This is a genomic window from Streptomyces sp. TRM68416, assembly GCF_014596915.1.
Classification (GTDB): domain Bacteria; phylum Actinomycetota; class Actinomycetes; order Streptomycetales; family Streptomycetaceae; genus Streptomyces.
The window spans coordinates 1-15,973 of the sequence record NZ_JACVWU010000020.1; the positions used below are offsets into that span (position 1 = coordinate 1).

Consider the following 15,973-nt stretch of genomic DNA (forward strand, 5'->3'; position numbering starts at 1 on the left):
TGCTCGGCCGCTTGGCCAGCGACTGCGGCTGCGGCTGCGGCTGCGGCTGCGGCTGCGGCTGCGGCAGGAGGTCATCGCGGGCCGGCTCCGTCCCGGCGGCCCTGACCGTCGTACGGCACCGTCGTCAGGCCCGCCTCCGTGGCCGCCGTGCGCAGCACCCCCCGCAGCATCTCGGGGGTCAGCCGGCCGGTGAAGGTGTTGCGCTGGCTGACGTGGAAGCAGCCGAAGAGGCCGAGCCCGTCGAGGGGGACCCGTGCCCCGTGGGCGAAGACCGGGCGCGGTCTCGGCACTTGCCGGCCCGCCTCCGCCAGCGCGGGCAGCGTCGCCTGCCAGCCGAACGCGCCGAGCGCGACGACCGCCCGCAGGGTCGGCCGGAGCAGCCGCAGCTCCTGGACGAGCCAGGGGCGGCAGGTGTCGCGTTCCCCGGGTGTCGGCTTGTTGGCGGGCGGCGCGCAGTGCACGGGCGAGGTGACCCGCACGCCGTGCAGCTCCAGGCCGTCATCCGCGGCCACCGATGTGGGCTGCGACGCCAGACCGAGGTCGTACAGCGCCCGGTACAGCACGTCCCCGGACCGGTCGCCGGTGAACATGCGCCCAGTGCGGTTGCCGCCGTGCGCGGCCGGGGCGAGCCCGACGATCAGCAGCCGGGCGTCGGGCGGCCCGAAGCCCGGTACCGGGCGCCCCCAGTACGTCTGGTCCGCGAAGGCCGCCCGCTTGGTGCGGGCCACCTCCTCGCGCCAGGCGACCAGCCGAGGGCAGGCGCGGCAGCCCGCGATCCGCCGGTCCAGCTCGGCGAGAACGTCCATGCCCCCACCGTAGGGCCCGGCCGGGCGCCGGGCTCAGCGGCTAAGGTCGGGAGCATGACGTTGCACGGTGACGAGGACAAGTCCGCGGCCGACCGGAAGAGCGCCGCAGCCGCTGCCGCCGACGCCGCCGGTCCGCAGTCCGGCGAAACCGTGCGCATCGACAGCTGGATCTGGGCCGTGCGGCTGATCAAGACGCGTTCGCTGGGCGCCGCCGCCTGCAAGGGCGGGCATGTGCGGGTGAACGGCGAGCGGGTCAAGCCCGCGTACGCCGTGCGCGTCGGCGACGAGGTGCGGCTGCGGCACGAGGGCCGCGAGCGGATCGTCGTGGTCAAGCGCCTGATCCGCAAGCGGGTCGGCGCCCCGGTGGCGGTCCAGTGCTACGTCGACAACTCCCCGCCTCCCCCGCCCCGCGAGGCCGTCGCACCGGCCGGCATCCGCGACCGCGGCGCGGGCCGCCCGACCAAGCGCGACCGCCGCGACCTGGAGCGCCTGCGCGCCCTGGAGAAGGGCGGCCGCCCCGGGGCACGGTGACGCCGGCCGGACACGCGATGACGGGGACGTACATGCGGTGACGAGGACGTACGTGCGGTGACGGGGACGTACGTGCGGTGACGGCCGCGCCCGCGGGACAAGTCCCCTGCCGGGCGCGACCGTCACCGTACGTACGCCGCTCACGCGCCGCGCCGCACCAGCCGCAGCAGCTCCGCGTTGTGGCCGCGCCGCGCCCAGGCGATCAGGGCGAGCGGGACGATCAGGATGAGCGGGGTGGCCGCGTTCTCCCCGTCGAGGAGGGAGAGCTGGACGACGAACGCGCCGACCATGAGCGCGCTGAGCGCGATCCCCGCCAGCGACCGCAGCACCGGGATCAACAGGGCGACGGCTCCGGCCAGTTCGAGCAGGCCGATGGTGTACATGCCCGCGCTGCCCCAGCCCATGTCGGCGAACACGTCGACGGCCGAGGAGTGCGCGATCAGCTTCGGCATCGCGCCCGCGACGGCGAAGAACAGCGCGAGCAGGATCTCCAGGCCGCGCAGGGCGATCCGGGCGCGGCGGCCGCGGGCGGTCGCGGACTCGGCGACGACGGTACGGGCGGGGGCGGGAGCGGTGGTCTCGGACATGAGGCTCTCCTGGGGCAGTCGGTCCGTGGTGCTGTCGGAGAGGTAGACCGTCCCCCGGGGCGGAACTCATCGCTGTCCGCCGGAAGTTGCTGACCCGTCCGACCGGGCGAGCGGGAACCACCCGTGTCCGACGTACCAGTGACCGCCCGCCCGCAGATGGTCTCCCACGGCCCGCTCGACGGCCGTACGCCGGGGCAGGCGCTCGACCGCCGACTCCGGGTCCCCGAACACGAATCCGACGGGATCGGTGTCGGCCGGTTCCGTGTCCTCGTGGGTGGGGCGGAAGCGCTCCTGGAAGCGGACGATGTTGGAGTCGGCCGGCAGATACCGCTTGAGCTGCGGATCGAGCAGCCAGGAGTGGCAGGTCACCACCCGGTGCTTCTCCTCCGGGTAGTACCGGGCGAAGAACTCCCCGGCCAGCGCCACGGACCGGTCGCAGGCGGCCGGGGACAGCGGTCCGTGGCAGTCGGGGACGTGCACGTTCAGACACGGCGTGCCGGGCGCAGAGCCCACTCCCGCCGCGGTCCGCCCGCCCAGCCGCGTCCGCTCGAACTGGAGCCGCCCCAGCTGGTACAGCTCCCCGCGGAAGTGATGCGTCAGCCAGCGCGGGACCAGCACGCCCGCGCTGCCGTGCCGCCTGCGGTGCAGCGCCATGTTCCGCCCGAGATCGGCGAGGGTACGCCGGGACACGTCGGCGGGGATGCCGCGCTCGCGGTGGTACGCGCGCGTGTACGGCAGCGTCGCGACGAAGACGTAGAGGGGGAAGCAGCGCTGCAGCGGGCCCGAGGGCCAGTCCGGCTCCAGCAGTTCGACGGCCGCGCCGGTCTCTCCCATTCCCCGGACGAGTTCCTCGACCGACGCCTCCAGAAAGCGCCGCAGCTCCGGATCGTCGGTGACGCGGCGGCCCATGCGGGCGAGTTCGTTGATGTCCTCGTGCGGGACGCCCAGGTCGATCAGGATCTCGGGCAGAGCGTCGCCGTCCGGCAGCAGCACGACAGAAGTCCCCTCTTTGTGAACGCCTCCTTCGCAGAGTACGGTCCACAGCAGGAGCGGTGACGGCGATGCGTACGGGCAGTGAGCCCAGGACCGCGCGCAGTGCCCTGCGGATGCGGTTCTGGCTGAGCGTGTGGGGGCTGGTCTGGGCGCTCTTCGGGACGGTGGCGTTCGCGCTGGCCGGGCGCATCGGCTGGGCCGTGGCCTGCGGGGTGCTGACGCTGGTGGTCACCGTCGACATGGCCGTGATCGTCCGGCACATCCGGCAGGGCCCGCACTACCAGCCGGGCCCGGACATCCCGCCGTACCGGCCGCTGGACGACCGATGACACCGCCCGCCGGAGGCCCACCGGCACCACCGCCCGACCGAGGTCCACCGGCGCCACCGCCCGACCGACACCACCGCCCCCCCGAGGCCCACCGGCACCACCACCCCGGGATGCCCGCCGGCACCACCGGCACCACCGGCACCACGGCCCTCCCCTCACGACTCGAACCGCGCCGCCTTCAGATACTGCGGGTTCGGGTCCAGCGCGGCGGCCAGCCGGAAGTGGCGTACTGCCTGCTCGTCGCGCCCCTGGCGCTCGTAGGTGCGGGCGAGCGCGAAGTGCGCGAACGCGTTGTCCGGCTCGCGCTCCAGCACGATCGTGAACTCCAGCTCGGCGGGCCGCAGTTGAGCGGCGGCGAAGAAGGCGCGCGCCCGCAGCAGCCGGGCAGCGGTGTTCTCCGGGTGCGCGGCGATCACGCCGTCGAGCAGCTTCACCGCACCCCGCGGGTCCCGCGCGGCCAGCAGGTGCTCGGCGGCACGGAAGTCGATGACATGCGTCTCCGGAGTACGTCCGGTCGAACCGCTGTTCTCGGGCACGGCAGAGTCCTTCCCTTGCTGGAAGGGTTCAACGCCCCGACGGGGTGCGGCTATTCCCGCCCGCCCCGGGGCCGTGCGCCCTGCGCACCAGCTCCGCCCACACGTCGTTCACCCGCTGCTCCAGCTCCGGCAGGGGTACGTCGTTGTCGATGACGATGTCGGCGACGGCCCGGCGCTGCTCGCGGGTCGCCTGGGCGGCCATGCGCGCGCGGGAGTCCTGCTCGGTCATGCCGCGCAGCCGGACCAGTCGGTCGAGCTGGGTCTCGGGGCTCGCGTCGACGACCACCACGAGGTCGTACAGGGGCGCCAGGCCGTTCTCGGTGAGGAGCGGGACGTCGTGGACGACGACGGCGTCCTCGGCGGCGGCCTCCTCCAGCTCGCGGGAGCGGGCGCCCACCAGGGGGTGCACGATCGCGTTGAGGACGGCGAGCTTCTCCGGGTCGGCGAAGACGATGGAGCCGAGCTTCGGCCGGTCCAGGCTGCCGTCGGCGGTGAGCACCTCCTCGCCGAAGGCGTCCACGACCGCGGCGAGGCCGGGTGTCCCGGGCGCCACGACCTCGCGTGCGATGCGGTCCGCGTCGATCAGCACGGCCCCGTGCGCCACGAGCAGCCGCGACACCTCGCTCTTGCCGGCGCCGATGCCGCCGGTCAGGCCCACTTTCAGCATGACCGGCAGCTTACGGCCCGGCCCGCGGGCGTCAGCCGTCGCCCTCCCGCTCCGCCAGGAACTTCTCGAACTCCCGCCCGATCTCGTCCGCCGACGGGATGTCCACGGGCTCGGCGAGCATGTTCCCCCGCGTCTCGGCCCCGGCCGCGGCGTCGTACTGGTGCTCAAGGCCCTGCACGAGCGCCACGAGTTCCTCGTCGCCCTCGCGGATCTGCCGGTCGATCTCGGTCTGCGTGCGGTGGGCGTCGGTGCGCAGGGCGTGCGCGACGCCGGGGAGCACCAGGCCGGTGGCGGCCGTGATGGCCTCCAGGACGGTGAGGGCCGCGTCCGGGTACGGGGAGCGGGCGATGTAGTGGGGCACGTGCGCGGCGACGCCCAGGACCTCGTGCCCGGCCTGCATCAGGCGGTACTCCAGCAGCGACTCGGCGCTGCCGGGGACCTGTGCCTCCTCGAAGGGGCTGCGGTGGCCCGGGACGAGGTCGACGCGGTTGCCGTGCGGGGTGAGGCCGACGGGGCGGGTGTGCGGGACGCCCATGGGGATCCCGTGGAAGTTCACGGAGAGCCGGACGCCGAGCCGCTCCACGATCTGCTGCACGGCGGCCGCGAAGCGCTCCCACTCCACGTCGGGCTCGGGGCCGGACAGCAGCAGGAAGGGCGCCCCGGTGGCGTCCTGGACCAGCCGTACCTCGATGGCCGGCACCTCGTAGTCGGTCCACTGGTCGCGCTTGAACGTCAGCAGCGGGCGGCGGGCGCGATAGTCCACGAGCCGGTCGTGGTCGAACCGGGCCACGAGCTGGTGGGGCAACGAGTCGAGCAGCCGGTCGACGATCTGGTCGCCGGTCTCGCCCGCGTCGATGTATCCGTCGAAGTGGTAGAGCATGACAAGTCCGGCCGACTCCTGGGCGAGCGCCATGTCGACGACGGCCAGGCCCTTCGGCTCCCAGGCGTACAAATCCTGCGGATCAAGCACAGTGACCGCTCCTCCTCGTGTTCACAGTGAACAACGCGGAGGACCGGACGGGCATTCCCGTGATCTTGGCCGTCGGGGACCTTCTTGACCGGAGTCGACCGGAGGTCGAGGGACTCTCCCGGGGAACGACCGAGGGGCCGCACCCTTTCGGGTGCGGCCCCTCAAGCCGTCAACTGCCCATCAGCCAGAAGCTGACGTCAGCTCTGACCACCGGCCAGCTTCTCGCGCAGCGCGGCCAGCGCCTCGTCCGAGGCCAGCGCACCGGAGTTGTCCGGGCCCTCGGAGGAGTACGAGCCACCACCGGACGCGGCCGGAGCCGCACCCGCCGCGTCGCCGCCCTCGGCCGCGGCAGCGGCGTCGGCCTCGCGGGACTTGATGACCTGCTGCTGGTGCTGCTCGAAGCGGGACTGCGCCTCGGCGTACTGGCGCTCCCACTCCTCACGCTGCTTCTCGTACCCCTCGAGCCAGTCGTTGGTCTCGGGGTCGAAGCCCTCGGGGTAGATGTAGTTGCCCTGGTCGTCGTAGGACGCGGCCATGCCGTACAGGGTCGGGTCGAACTCGACCGCGGCCGGGTCGGCGCCGAAGGACTCGTTGGCCTGCTTCAGCGAGAGGCTGATGCGGCGGCGCTCCAGGTCGATGTCGATGACCTTGACGAAGATCTCGTCGTTGACCTGGACGACCTGCTCCGGGATCTCCACGTGGCGCTCGGCCAGCTCGGAGATGTGGACCAGGCCCTCGATGCCCTCGTCCACGCGGACGAACGCACCGAACGGAACGAGCTTGGTGACCTTACCCGGGACGACCTGACCGATCTGGTGGGTCCGGGCGAACTGCTGCCACGGGTCTTCCTGGGTCGCCTTCAGCGACAGGGAGACACGCTCGCGGTCCATGTCGACGTCGAGGACCTCGACGGTGACCTCCTGGCCGACCTCGACAACCTCGGACGGGTGGTCGATGTGCTTCCAGGACAGCTCGGAGACGTGGACCAGACCGTCGACGCCACCCAGGTCCACGAAGGCACCGAAGTTGACGATCGAGGAGACCACACCGGAGCGGACCTGACCCTTCTGGAGGGTCGTGAGGAACGTCTGGCGGACCTCGGACTGGGTCTGCTCCAGCCAGGCACGGCGGGACAGGACCACGTTGTTGCGGTTCTTGTCCAGCTCGATGATCTTGGCTTCGAGCTCCTTGCCCACGTAGGGCTGGAGGTCGCGGACGCGGCGCATCTCGACCAGGGAGGCCGGGAGGAAGCCACGGAGGCCGATGTCGAGGATGAGACCACCCTTGACGACCTCGATGACGGTACCGGTGACGATCCCGTCCTCTTCCTTGATCTTCTCGATGGTGCCCCAGGCACGCTCGTACTGGGCGCGCTTCTTCGAGAGGATCAGGCGGCCTTCCTTGTCCTCCTTCTGGAGGACCAGGGCCTCGATCTCGTCACCGACGGCGACGACCTCGTTGGGGTCGACGTCGTGCTTGATCGAGAGCTCGCGGCTCGGGATAACGCCTTCGGTCTTGTAACCGATGTCGAGCAGGACCTCGTCCCGGTCGACCTTCACGATGACGCCGTCGACGATGTCGCCGTCGTTGAAGTACTTGATCGTCTCGTCGATCGCGGCGAGGAAGGCTTCCTCGTTACCGATGTCGTTGACCGCTACCTGCGGGGTGGTGGCGGTGGTCTCGGTGCTGCTCGTCATGTGGGAAAGGGCTCCGGTACGGACATTGAAGTCGTAGGTACTGCTACGCCGGGAGCCCGTATCGCTCTGAAGACGCCGGACAGCCAAGGAAGCGCCCCACCGGCGAACCGGTGATGCGCCTCGACAACCGAGGGGACATACAACAGATGCGAGCGCAGCCTGCTACGTCTGAGGTGCGCAGGCCCGCAGCGCAACTTGTAGCATACGGGGGCAGCCGGACAGGGTCAATGCGCGAAGGCGCACACCCGGGGCGGATCGCCGCATTCCCGGCACAAGAACCGTCTCTGGAGGCCGCACAGGCCCGAGACACCCCTCCCGTGACACCCCGTGGGAACGAGTTGGAGGGAAGAGTACGACGAGGGAGCCGATCATCCAAGAGCGTGAGTCGTTCGAACCGGAAGCCACCCGTCGGGCGGCCGACGTCGCCGAGAGCTCCCGGGCCAACCGGGGCTGGTGGGACCGGAACGCGGACGAGTACCAGGTCGAACACGGCACCTTCCTCGGCGACGACCGCTTCGTGTGGGGTCCCGAGGGTCTGGACGAGGTGGAGGCCGAGCTGCTCGGCCCGCCGGAGGAGCTGAAGGGCAAGGACGTCCTGGAGATCGGCGCGGGCGCGGCCCAGTGCGCGCGCTGGCTGGCCGCGCAGGGCGCCCGGCCCGTCGCCCTGGACATCTCGCACCGCCAGCTCCAGCACGCGCTGCGCATCGGCGGCTCGTTCCCCCTGGTGTGCGCCGACGCCGGCGCCCTCCCCTTCGCCGACGGCTCCTTCGACCTGGCGTGCTCGGCGTACGGGGCGCTCCCCTTCGTCGCCGACCCGGCGCTGGTGCTGAAGGAGGTGCGCCGGGTGCTGCGCCCCGGCGGCCGCTTCGTCTTCTCCGTCACCCACCCCATCCGCTGGGCCTTCCCGGACGAGCCCGGCCCGGAGGGGCTGAGCGTCTCCGGCTCCTACTTCGACCGCACGCCGTACGTCGAGCAGGACGACCAGGGCCGGGCGGTGTACGTCGAGCACCACCGAACCCTCGGCGACCGGGTCCGGGACGTGGTCTCGGGCGGCTTCCGCCTGCTCGACCTGGTCGAGCCGGAGTGGCCGGCCTGGAACACCTCCGAGTGGGGCGGCTGGTCCCCTCTGCGCGGGAACCTGATCCCGGGGACGGCGATCTTCGTCTGCGTACGAGACTGAGCGTGTGATCCGTTACGACGCCCTGGACGCCCTTCCCGTACGCAGTGCCCTTCCCGGGCTGACCGACGCCCTGGAGGGAGCCGGTGCGGCGGTCCTCGTGGCGCCGCCGGGCACGGGCAAGACCACCCTCGTCCCCCTGGCGCTCGCGGGGCTGCTGGGCGGTGACGTGCCCGCCCGGCGGGTCGTCGTGGCGGAGCCGCGCCGGACCGCCGCCCGCGCCGCGGCCCGGCGGATGGCGTGGCTGCTGGGCGAGAAGGTCGGCGAGAGCGTCGGGTACACCGTCCGCGGGGAGCGGGTCGTCGGGCGGCACGCGCGCGTGGAGGTTGTCACGACGGGTGTGCTGGTGCAGCGCCTCCAGCGCGACCAGGAGCTGGCCGGTGTGGACGTCGTGGTCCTCGACGAGTGTCACGAGCGGCATCTGGACGCGGACACGGCGGCGGCCTTCCTGTGGGACGTACGGCAGGCGCTGCGGCCCGAGCTGCGGCTGGTGGCCGCTTCGGCGACGACCGACGCGGAGGGCTGGGCGCGGCTGCTGGGCGGGGCGCCGGTGGTGGAGGCGGCGGGAGTGTCGCATCCGGTGGAGGTCGTGTGGGCGCCGCCGGCCCGCCCCGTACGGCCGCCGCACGGCATGCGTGTGGATCCGGCGCTGCTGGCGCATGTGGCGTCGGTGGTGCGGCGGGCGCTGGCCGAGCGGGAGGGGGACGTGCTGTGCTTCCTGCCCGGCGTCGGGGAGATCGCGCGGGTGGCGGGTCAGCTGGGCGACCTGGGCGGGGTGGAGGTGCTCCAGGTGCACGGCCGAGCCCCGGCTGCCGTGCAGGACGCGGTGCTGTCGGCCGGTGACCGGCGCCGGGTGGTGCTGGCGACTTCCGTGGCCGAGTCCTCGCTGACGGTTCCCGGGGTCCGGGTGGTCGTGGACTCGGGGCTGGCGCGGGAGCCTCGTGTCGACCACGCGCGCGGACTGAGCGCGCTGACCACGGTACGGGCCTCGCAGGCGGCGGCGCGGCAGCGGGCGGGGCGGGCCGGGCGTGAGGCGCCGGGGGCGGTGTACCGCTGCTGGTCGGAGGCGGAGGACGTGCGGCTGCCGCGTTTCCCGTCCCCGGAGATCAAGGTGGCGGACCTGACGGCGTTCGCGTTGCAGGCGGCCTGCTGGGGAGATCCGTCGGCCTCGGGTCTGGCGCTGCTGGACGCGCCGCCGGCGGGCGCGATGGCGGCTGCCCGCGCGGTGCTGTCGGCGATCGGGGCGGTGGACGAGTCGGGGCAGGCGACCGACCGGGGAGCGCGACTGGCCGGGCTCGGCCTGCACCCGCGCCTGGGGCGGGCTCTGCTGGACGCCTCCGGTGGCGGGGCGGAGGTCGTGGCCCTGCTGTCGGAGGAGGCGCCTCGGGAGTACGGCGACGATCTGGCGGCCGCGCTGCGTGCGGCTCGGCGTGGGGGTGATGCGTACTCGGGCCGGTGGCGGGCGGAGGTGCGGCGGCTGAAGGGGGTCGGCGGGGAGGCGGTTTCCGGAGGTTCCGGAGCGGGGGATGACGCGCTGGCCGGAACCGTCGCCGCACTGGCGTTTCCCGAGCGGGTCGGCAAGGTCGAGGGCGGGTCGGTGCTGATGGCCTCCGGGACGCGGGCCGAGCTGCGCGAGGGCTCGCCTTTGCGCGGGGCGCCCTGGCTGGCGGTCGCCGTGGCGGACCGTCCGGTGGGCAAGGGGCACGCGCGCGTGCAGCTCGCCGCGGTGGTGGACGAGGAGACGGCCCGCAAGGCTGCCGCCCCTCTCCACTCCGAGGGCGAGGAGGTCCACTGGGCGGACGGGGACGTGACCGCACGCCGGGTGGAACGCCTGGGCGCGATCGAACTGACCGTACGCCCCCTGCGGGACCCCGACCCCGCCCTCGTACGAACTGCGCTGTTGGAAGGGCTGCGGCAGGAAGGGCTGGGTCTGTTGCGTTGGTCGCCGGAGGCGGTCGTACTGCGGCAGCGGCTGGCGTTTCTGCGGATGCGGTTGGGCGCCCCTTGGCCCGATGTGTCCGACGACGCGCTCCACGCGCGCGTGGAGGAGTGGCTGGAGCCGGAGCTGAGCCGGGCGCGGCGGCGGAGCGATCTGGGGCGGATCGACGCGGGGGCCGGCCTCGGCCGCCTGCTGCCCTGGTCCTCCGGGGACGCGGCACGGCTGGACGAACTGGCACCCGAGCGGCTGACCGTCCCCAGTGGGTCCAGAATCCGAATCGACTACAGCGACCCCGAACAGCCCGTCCTCGCCGTGAAGCTGCAGGAGATGTTCGGGCTGCACGAGTCTCCGACGGTGGCGGGGCTGCCGGTGCTGGTACACCTGCTGTCCCCGGCGGGGCGCCCCGCGGCAGTCACCGCCGACCTCGCGTCCTTCTGGCGGGACGGGTACCGGGGCGTGCGGGCGGAACTCCGGGGGCGGTACCCGAAGCACCCGTGGCCCGAGGATCCGACGACGGCCGAGCCCACACGCCATACGGCGGCCCGGGCTCGGCGTCAGGGGGGCGGGAGCTGAAGGGCGAAGAGGCCGTTGGCGGTGGCTACGCCTATGACCTGGTCGTCCACGGGGGCCACGGACCAGATTTCCGAGCCGACGTAGACGTCTCCTACGGGGGTGGCGGAGCCCGGTGCGAACAGCAGGAGTCGTTCGTCCCGGGTGACGGCTACCAGGACGTCACGGGTGCCGACGAAGATCAGGTCGGTGATGTGCACGGCTGGGAGCTTCCAACCCTCCACGCGTCGGGGTTCGGCGAGGTCCTCGACGAGCAGTGATCCGCGGTCCTGGTCGCTCAGGTACGCAACGGAGGCTCTCCCCCGCCATTTGCCGAGGTCCAGGGCGCCTATGGATCTGTCCTCAAGGGGAATGGGATTCCCCCGCCGGACAGTGCTCTCTTCCGGGTAGCGGAAGACGGACACGACTCTCCTCGCTGTGATGAGCGGCCTCTGTACGTGGCACAGCCAAAGGACTCCTCCGGCTTCCACCGTGCGGAGGTCCGTGTCCCAGAGCGAAGCGTCTCCGGTCCACCGCTGGACCTCCTTGCCCTGGAGGTCCCACAGCACCACGGCCGCCCCTTTGTCCTTCACCCCGGCGAGCAGCCTACGCCCGCCCGAGCGAACGACGGTCAGGTGGGAGACGTTCGCACTCCTGCTCCCGTCGAGCCGGATCCGGCTCCCGCCGTCGGTGTCCAGCACCCTGGCCGCACATCTGGACAGGGTGCCACCCAGCGTGTCATGGAGCACCGGCGGCAGATCAGCGTCGGCGGTCCGGCCCAGCCAGTACGGTGCGCCATGGAACGCGCCCACTTGTCGGCCGGTGTACGCATCGTGGAACCTGACCCCCGCACCGCCGACAGCCAGCACCCGCTTGCCCTCGAACCGCGCGGCGACGCAGTGCGTTCCCAGACCTCGATGCACCCTGCGCGGCTTGCCTGCGGACTGTCCGATGCTCACGTCCCATACCCGCACGCCTCGGCCGTTGCCCACCGTCACCAGTTCCGTCCTGCCGGTCGGCGCCAGTGCCACCGCACACGCCTTGGTCGCGCCGCCTGTCGGTACACGGGCGGGCGGGCCGCCGTCAGGGGTTTGCAGCTCAAGAACGACGTCCAGGTCCCGGACGCACCACGTGGTGGCGCCGTCTCCTGCCACGAACGCCCGCACCTCATCGGTCGTTCCCGGGGAGTACCATTCCGTCACATCCGGGGCATGCCGAAGGTGTTTGTCCTTGTAGGACTCGAACCGGCGGTACTTGGCCGTAGTTGCCACGTGGACCGCGCCGCGCAGCACGGCGAGCGCCAGCACCTTGGGGCCGCGGCCCTTGAACCGATACCGGCGCGCGACGGACCAGTCGTGATGGGGGTCGAGCCACCAGGTGATCACACGACAGGGACGTCCGGAGTCGAGGACGTAGCGATCCCTCTGTCCCACGGCGGCAGCCAGAACCATCTGTCCATCCCGCCGCCCGAGCGCCACCTGGACCGTCTCGGTGCCCTCCGGTTCCGGCAGCTCACCGACCCGGGCGAGTTCCCGGCCCGTGAAGCCGTCCACCAGCCGCACCACGCTCGCCTCGCCGACCGCGACGACACAGGTGCCGTCCCACTCAGCCGCGGTCACCGCGTGCGCCGAGGCCGTCGTGTCCAGTCTCGGGCCCAGCGGCAGGCCCGTCTGCACGTCCATGACCAGGATGCCTCGCGCCGGACGTTCACACCGCACAAGCAGCCAGGGCTCTTCGGTATCGCCACAGGCAGCGATCGCCACCGGCGACACGGTCGGCGGCAGCGAGAACCCAGCCAGTTCCTCCCCGGTCGCCGAATCCCACACCCGTAGCCTTCCCCGCTCCTCAAGGGTCACGATCACCTCCCGCCCGTCCCGCTTGGCCACGACGACATCGCTGACCATCGCCTCCGGGTCCCCCAACGCCCGATAGGAAGCCGAAGCCGCAGTCATCCACAGCACCTGCCAGGGGCGGTCGGGGAACCGGGACATGATCGCCTTCGTAAGCGACTGCGCGTTCTCCTGCAGCGCCGCCATCTGAAGCTGAGCCGCCCGAGCCTCCACGCCCAGCCGCCGCGAAGCCAGAATCGGCGCGCAGCGCAGATACGCCGCACGGGCGGCCACGGACTCCGGCCGGGACACCGCAGGCAGGGCCCGCTGCAAGGCGACCGGCTCGGCGGTCAGCAGGAACTGTGGATCCAGGACCAGTTCGTCCAGCAGGCCCGCGCGAGCCGCGTGCGTGGCCGCGTGTGCCTTGAGGTAAGGGTCCGCGAGGCTCCAGTCGCGCACCCCCTTCTCCACCGGCACCAGCTCCAGCAGCGCCTCCGCGATCCGCTCTCCCGTCCCCGGGGCCGCCTGCTCGCGCAGTGCGTCCGCGAAGGACTCGTGGTACAGGCGATACACGGACCGGCCCGCCGCGTCCGTGTCCTCCACGATCAGCTCGGTGAGTTCGCCGTCCGCCGACAGCGCCCGCCGGATCTCCTCGGGGCTGACCGGGGCGCCCAGCACCGCTGTGGCCATTGCCTGCCACACGCCCGTCGCGGGTACGCCCTGGCCCTCGGCGAATGCCAGGGGCGTGAGGAGGGCGCGGGCGCGTTCCTCCTGGCGGGGCATGCGTTCGCGCAGGGCCCAGCCGAAGGCGGCCTCGACACCTGGACGGGCGATCTGCTGGGTGAGGGTGGGGAGTTGGCGCTCCCAGCCCTCCGCCGCCGTGTCCAGGGGGTGCGCCCTGCGCGCCAGCGGACGGGCTATCAGGCGGGCGCACAGGTAGTTGTCACCCGCCCGTGCGGACACCGCCTCCGCCACCGGAGCCGCCGACTCCGCCGTATACGGGCCGCTCGAACCCTCCCCGTCCGGCGCCAGCAGCAGCTTGCGGGCGTACCGTTCGATGTCGCCGGGGCCCAGCCAGCGGGGGTCGGCCAGGTCGATCCGGGTGAAGGACGGTCCCAGCGCGTCCGCGACGTGCGGGCGGGCGCCCACCAGGAGGCGTACGCAGGGTACTTCGGCCAGTTCGCGCAGGAACGAGCGGGCGATGGCCTGGGGTTCCTCGTCCGCCCCGGCCGTGCCCGCCTCGTCCAGCGCGTCCACGAGGACGACGAGCCGTTCCGTGCGCTCGCCGAGCGCCGCCAGCAGGTCGCGTCGCCCGGCCCCCGGCAGGCCCGCCGCGTCGGCCACTCCGGCGACGATGTCGTCCAGCAGCTTGTGCCGGGCGTGGATCGCGGTGTCGATGCCGGAGGCGGGGGCAGGAACCGAAGGGTCCACGTCGTCCAGGGCGGCCCTCGCCCGTGGGTCCGACAGCAGCAACAGCCGCCCGAGCAGGGACGACTTGCCCACCCCCGCGCCACCGGTGACCAGCACGCTGCGCCCCAGGTCCGGCGAGCCGTCGTCCAGCCATGCCGTCAGCTCGCGCAGCACAGCCGCGCGCCCGGTGAAGTACGACGCCGTCCCCGTCGTGACGTCGCTTCCCCGCCCCCGTGGGTCGAAGTGACTGGCCCGTTCCTCCTGGCGTCGTCGGGCCTCGCTGCTCAGCAGCCACACCCGTTGTTCCGCCAGGTCGAGCCCCGTCGGAGTGCCCGGCGCATAGCGCGGGTTGGGGAAGAAGGGGGTCTCGCCGTCCGCGATCAGGGTGCCGTGGACGGCTTTCTGGTGTTCGCCGCGGGTGCGCAGGGTGCCGTTGATGTGCTGGACGATGTCGCCCAGGTGCAGATGGCGTTGGTGCGGGCCGCCGAGGAGAGGGTCGGCCACCGCGTCGCGCAGTGCCGTGGCGAACGCCCCGTCCGTAGCCAGGTCCTGGGGTCTCGCCGCCGCGATGTAGGAGAAGTCCGTCATCCGGCCGGCGTCCACCGCGGGTGAGGCCAGGCTTCCGGCGAGGGCGCGCAGCGCATCCACGGCGCCCTGCCCGGCGTAGCACGTGTCGAGGATGAGGAGGATTCGCGTCAGGCCGTTCTCCGCCAGGATCTCCACGATCCGTTCCGACTCGACGGCGGAGCTGCGCAGTTGACCGGACTCGCTGTCACGGCACATCAGGAAGTGGCCCTTGTCATCGCGCTCGCCGTGGCCGGTGTAGTAGAGGACGACGACGTCCTCGCTGCGGTCGGCGCGGCGGGCCCAGTCGGCGAGGCCGCGTCTGAGGCCGTCGGCGGTGGGGTTGTGCAGGCGGTCGCCGTCCTCGTAGCCGAGGGTGCGGAACACCTCGGCGACGATGTCCATGTCCGGCAACGCGCGGGGCAGCGGGGGCAGTTCGTGGTCGTAGGAGTCGGTGCCGCTGACGACCACCGTGCGGCGGGTCATGGCAGGAGTCCGGCGGCCACGGCCGCTCCGGTGGGCGCGGCGGTGAGGTGGGGGACGAGGTCGTGGGCGTGGCTGCCGTTGTCGATCAGTACGTCGACCACGGCCTGGCCGTCGGGGGTCGTGAAGAGCGGGGAGAGTTGCTTGGTGAGGGCGACGACGTCCGCCCGGTCGCAGATGTTGGTCCAGTCGCGCAGGCCGGGGGGCCAGGTGGCGCTGGGGCGCAGGCGGTCCAGGACCAGGCGGGGGATGCCGAGCGGGGAGCCGAGGGTCACCAGGGCGCGCACCGGCCACTCGGGGTGCGCGCACAGGGCCTCGTAGGCGATGACGCTGCCGAGGGAGTGGGCGACCAGGACCCTGGTGTCGTCGGTGACGGATTCCGCGACGCTGCGCTGGACGCGTGCGCGGGTCTCGTCGTCGGTGAGGTAGTGGCGGACCTGCTTGAGGATGCCGATGAGGAAGCGGTCGGTGAAGCGGGAGGGCAGGAGGCGGCTGATCGCGTGCAGGGCGCGTTGCACGGTCTGCGGGGTCGCGGCCTTGGTGGTCCCGGCGGGGGCCGGTGGGGGTACTCGGTCGGGGGCGATACGGGCCGCCTCCTGCCACATGGCCATCAGCAGCTCGGTCTCGAAGCCGTCGGTCACATCGTGGTGGGTCCAGGCGTGGCTGTCGCTCTTCGCGCCCGGGGGACGGAACCAGTGGCCGTAGAAGGCCACTTCGATGTCCGTCGGCCTGAGCTGCGGGGCGCCGGCGACCTTCATGCCGTCCAGCAGTGCCGGTGCCACTCCCCCGTGCAGGGTGTGCGGTCCGAGGTACTGCTTCCCGATGCCGTGTACGACGACGACCTTGGCCATGGCGGCGGCCTCCCCCGATGCTGCGTACGTCATGCGGGATCGTACAACTCGGGGG

The 15,973-nt window shown here is 72.4% G+C and carries 13 protein-coding genes; 4 read left to right on the forward strand and 9 right to left on the reverse strand.

All coding sequences use genetic code 11. The features are described from left to right. Positions 1–71: 71 nt before the first annotated feature. Positions 72–806 (reverse strand): uracil-DNA glycosylase, encoded by a 735-nt coding sequence (locus ICC28_RS28330; protein WP_188291578.1) that lies wholly within the window; start codon positions 804–806, stop codon positions 72–74. Between the two features lie 54 nt (positions 807–860). Between ICC28_RS28330 and ICC28_RS28335 the strand changes: the two genes are divergently transcribed. Then, positions 861–1,337, forward strand: coding sequence for an RNA-binding S4 domain-containing protein (locus ICC28_RS28335; protein ID WP_188291579.1), 477 nt, complete (start codon positions 861–863; stop codon positions 1,335–1,337). 140 nt (positions 1,338–1,477) lie between these two features. Here ICC28_RS28335 and ICC28_RS28340 read toward each other — a convergent pair whose 3' ends face one another. Continuing rightward, the gene (locus tag ICC28_RS28340; protein WP_188291580.1) at positions 1,478–1,924 is read right to left on the reverse strand and encodes a DoxX family protein; all 447 of its coding nucleotides are present in this window, start codon (positions 1,922–1,924) and stop codon (positions 1,478–1,480) included. 66 nt (positions 1,925–1,990) lie between these two features. Beyond that, positions 1,991–2,914, reverse strand: a complete 924-nt coding sequence (locus tag ICC28_RS28345) for an acyltransferase domain-containing protein (RefSeq protein WP_188291726.1) — start codon at positions 2,912–2,914, stop codon at positions 1,991–1,993. Positions 2,915–2,985: 71 nt separating this feature from the next. On the opposite strand from ICC28_RS28345, the gene ICC28_RS28350 reads away from it, so the two are divergent. Next, a complete protein-coding gene (locus ICC28_RS28350; protein ID WP_188291581.1) occupies positions 2,986–3,246 on the forward strand; it encodes a DUF6343 family protein in 261 nt (86 codons plus the stop codon). 155 nt (positions 3,247–3,401) lie between these two features. On the opposite strand, the gene ICC28_RS28355 is transcribed toward ICC28_RS28350, so the two are convergent. From ICC28_RS28355 to rpsA, 4 genes are all read right to left on the reverse strand, one after another. Beyond that, the gene (locus ICC28_RS28355; protein WP_188291582.1) at positions 3,402–3,782 is read right to left on the reverse strand and encodes a tetratricopeptide repeat protein; all 381 of its coding nucleotides are present in this window, start codon (positions 3,780–3,782) and stop codon (positions 3,402–3,404) included. 28 nt (positions 3,783–3,810) lie between these two features. After that, positions 3,811–4,449, reverse strand: coding sequence for a dephospho-CoA kinase (coaE, locus tag ICC28_RS28360; RefSeq protein ID WP_188291583.1), 639 nt, complete (start codon positions 4,447–4,449; stop codon positions 3,811–3,813). 31 nt (positions 4,450–4,480) lie between these two features. Next, entirely contained in the window at positions 4,481–5,419 is a 939-nt protein-coding gene (locus ICC28_RS28365) for a PAC2 family protein (RefSeq protein WP_188291584.1), read from the reverse strand. A gap of 197 nt (positions 5,420–5,616) precedes the next feature. Beyond that, a complete protein-coding gene (gene rpsA / locus ICC28_RS28370) occupies positions 5,617–7,116 on the reverse strand; it encodes a 30S ribosomal protein S1 (protein WP_188291585.1) in 1,500 nt (499 codons plus the stop codon). Positions 7,117–7,483: 367 nt separating this feature from the next. On the opposite strand from rpsA, the gene ICC28_RS28375 reads away from it, so the two are divergent. Together ICC28_RS28375 and hrpB are read left to right on the forward strand one after the other, a co-directional pair. Next, positions 7,484–8,296 (forward strand): class I SAM-dependent methyltransferase, encoded by an 813-nt coding sequence (locus ICC28_RS28375; protein ID WP_188291727.1) that lies wholly within the window; start codon positions 7,484–7,486, stop codon positions 8,294–8,296. A 4-nt stretch (positions 8,297–8,300) separates the two neighbouring features. Next, on the forward strand, positions 8,301–10,805 hold the full coding sequence (hrpB, locus tag ICC28_RS28380) for an ATP-dependent helicase HrpB (protein ID WP_188291586.1): 2,505 nt from the start codon (positions 8,301–8,303) through the stop codon (positions 10,803–10,805). Here the strand turns inward: hrpB and ICC28_RS28385 are convergent. After that, positions 10,787–15,070, reverse strand: coding sequence for a caspase family protein (locus ICC28_RS28385; RefSeq protein ID WP_188291587.1), 4,284 nt, complete (start codon positions 15,068–15,070; stop codon positions 10,787–10,789). The two genes, hrpB and ICC28_RS28385, sit on opposite strands and share 19 nt — an antisense overlap. Beyond that, positions 15,067–15,951, reverse strand: coding sequence for an alpha/beta fold hydrolase (locus tag ICC28_RS28390; RefSeq protein WP_411158632.1), 885 nt, complete (start codon positions 15,949–15,951; stop codon positions 15,067–15,069). The genes ICC28_RS28385 and ICC28_RS28390 overlap by 4 nt, the downstream gene beginning before the upstream one ends. Positions 15,952–15,973 lie beyond the last annotated feature (22 nt).

Coding starts and splice junctions, on each gene's coding strand:
- coaE (WP_188291583.1), bottom strand. CDS start 4,449: ATGCTGAAAGTGGGCCTGACCGGCGGCATCGGCGCCGGCAAGAGCGAG.
- ICC28_RS28335 (WP_188291579.1), top strand. CDS start 861: ATGACGTTGCACGGTGACGAGGACAAGTCCGCGGCCGACCGGAAGAGC.
- ICC28_RS28385 (WP_188291587.1), bottom strand. CDS start 15,070: ATGACCCGCCGCACGGTGGTCGTCAGCGGCACCGACTCCTACGACCAC.
- ICC28_RS28330 (WP_188291578.1), bottom strand. CDS start 806: ATGGACGTTCTCGCCGAGCTGGACCGGCGGATCGCGGGCTGCCGCGCC.
- ICC28_RS28350 (WP_188291581.1), top strand. CDS start 2,986: ATGCGTACGGGCAGTGAGCCCAGGACCGCGCGCAGTGCCCTGCGGATG.
- ICC28_RS28340 (WP_188291580.1), bottom strand. CDS start 1,924: ATGTCCGAGACCACCGCTCCCGCCCCCGCCCGTACCGTCGTCGCCGAG.
- ICC28_RS28390 (WP_411158632.1), bottom strand. CDS start 15,951: ATGACGTACGCAGCATCGGGGGAGGCCGCCGCCATGGCCAAGGTCGTC.
- rpsA (WP_188291585.1), bottom strand. CDS start 7,116: ATGACGAGCAGCACCGAGACCACCGCCACCACCCCGCAGGTAGCGGTC.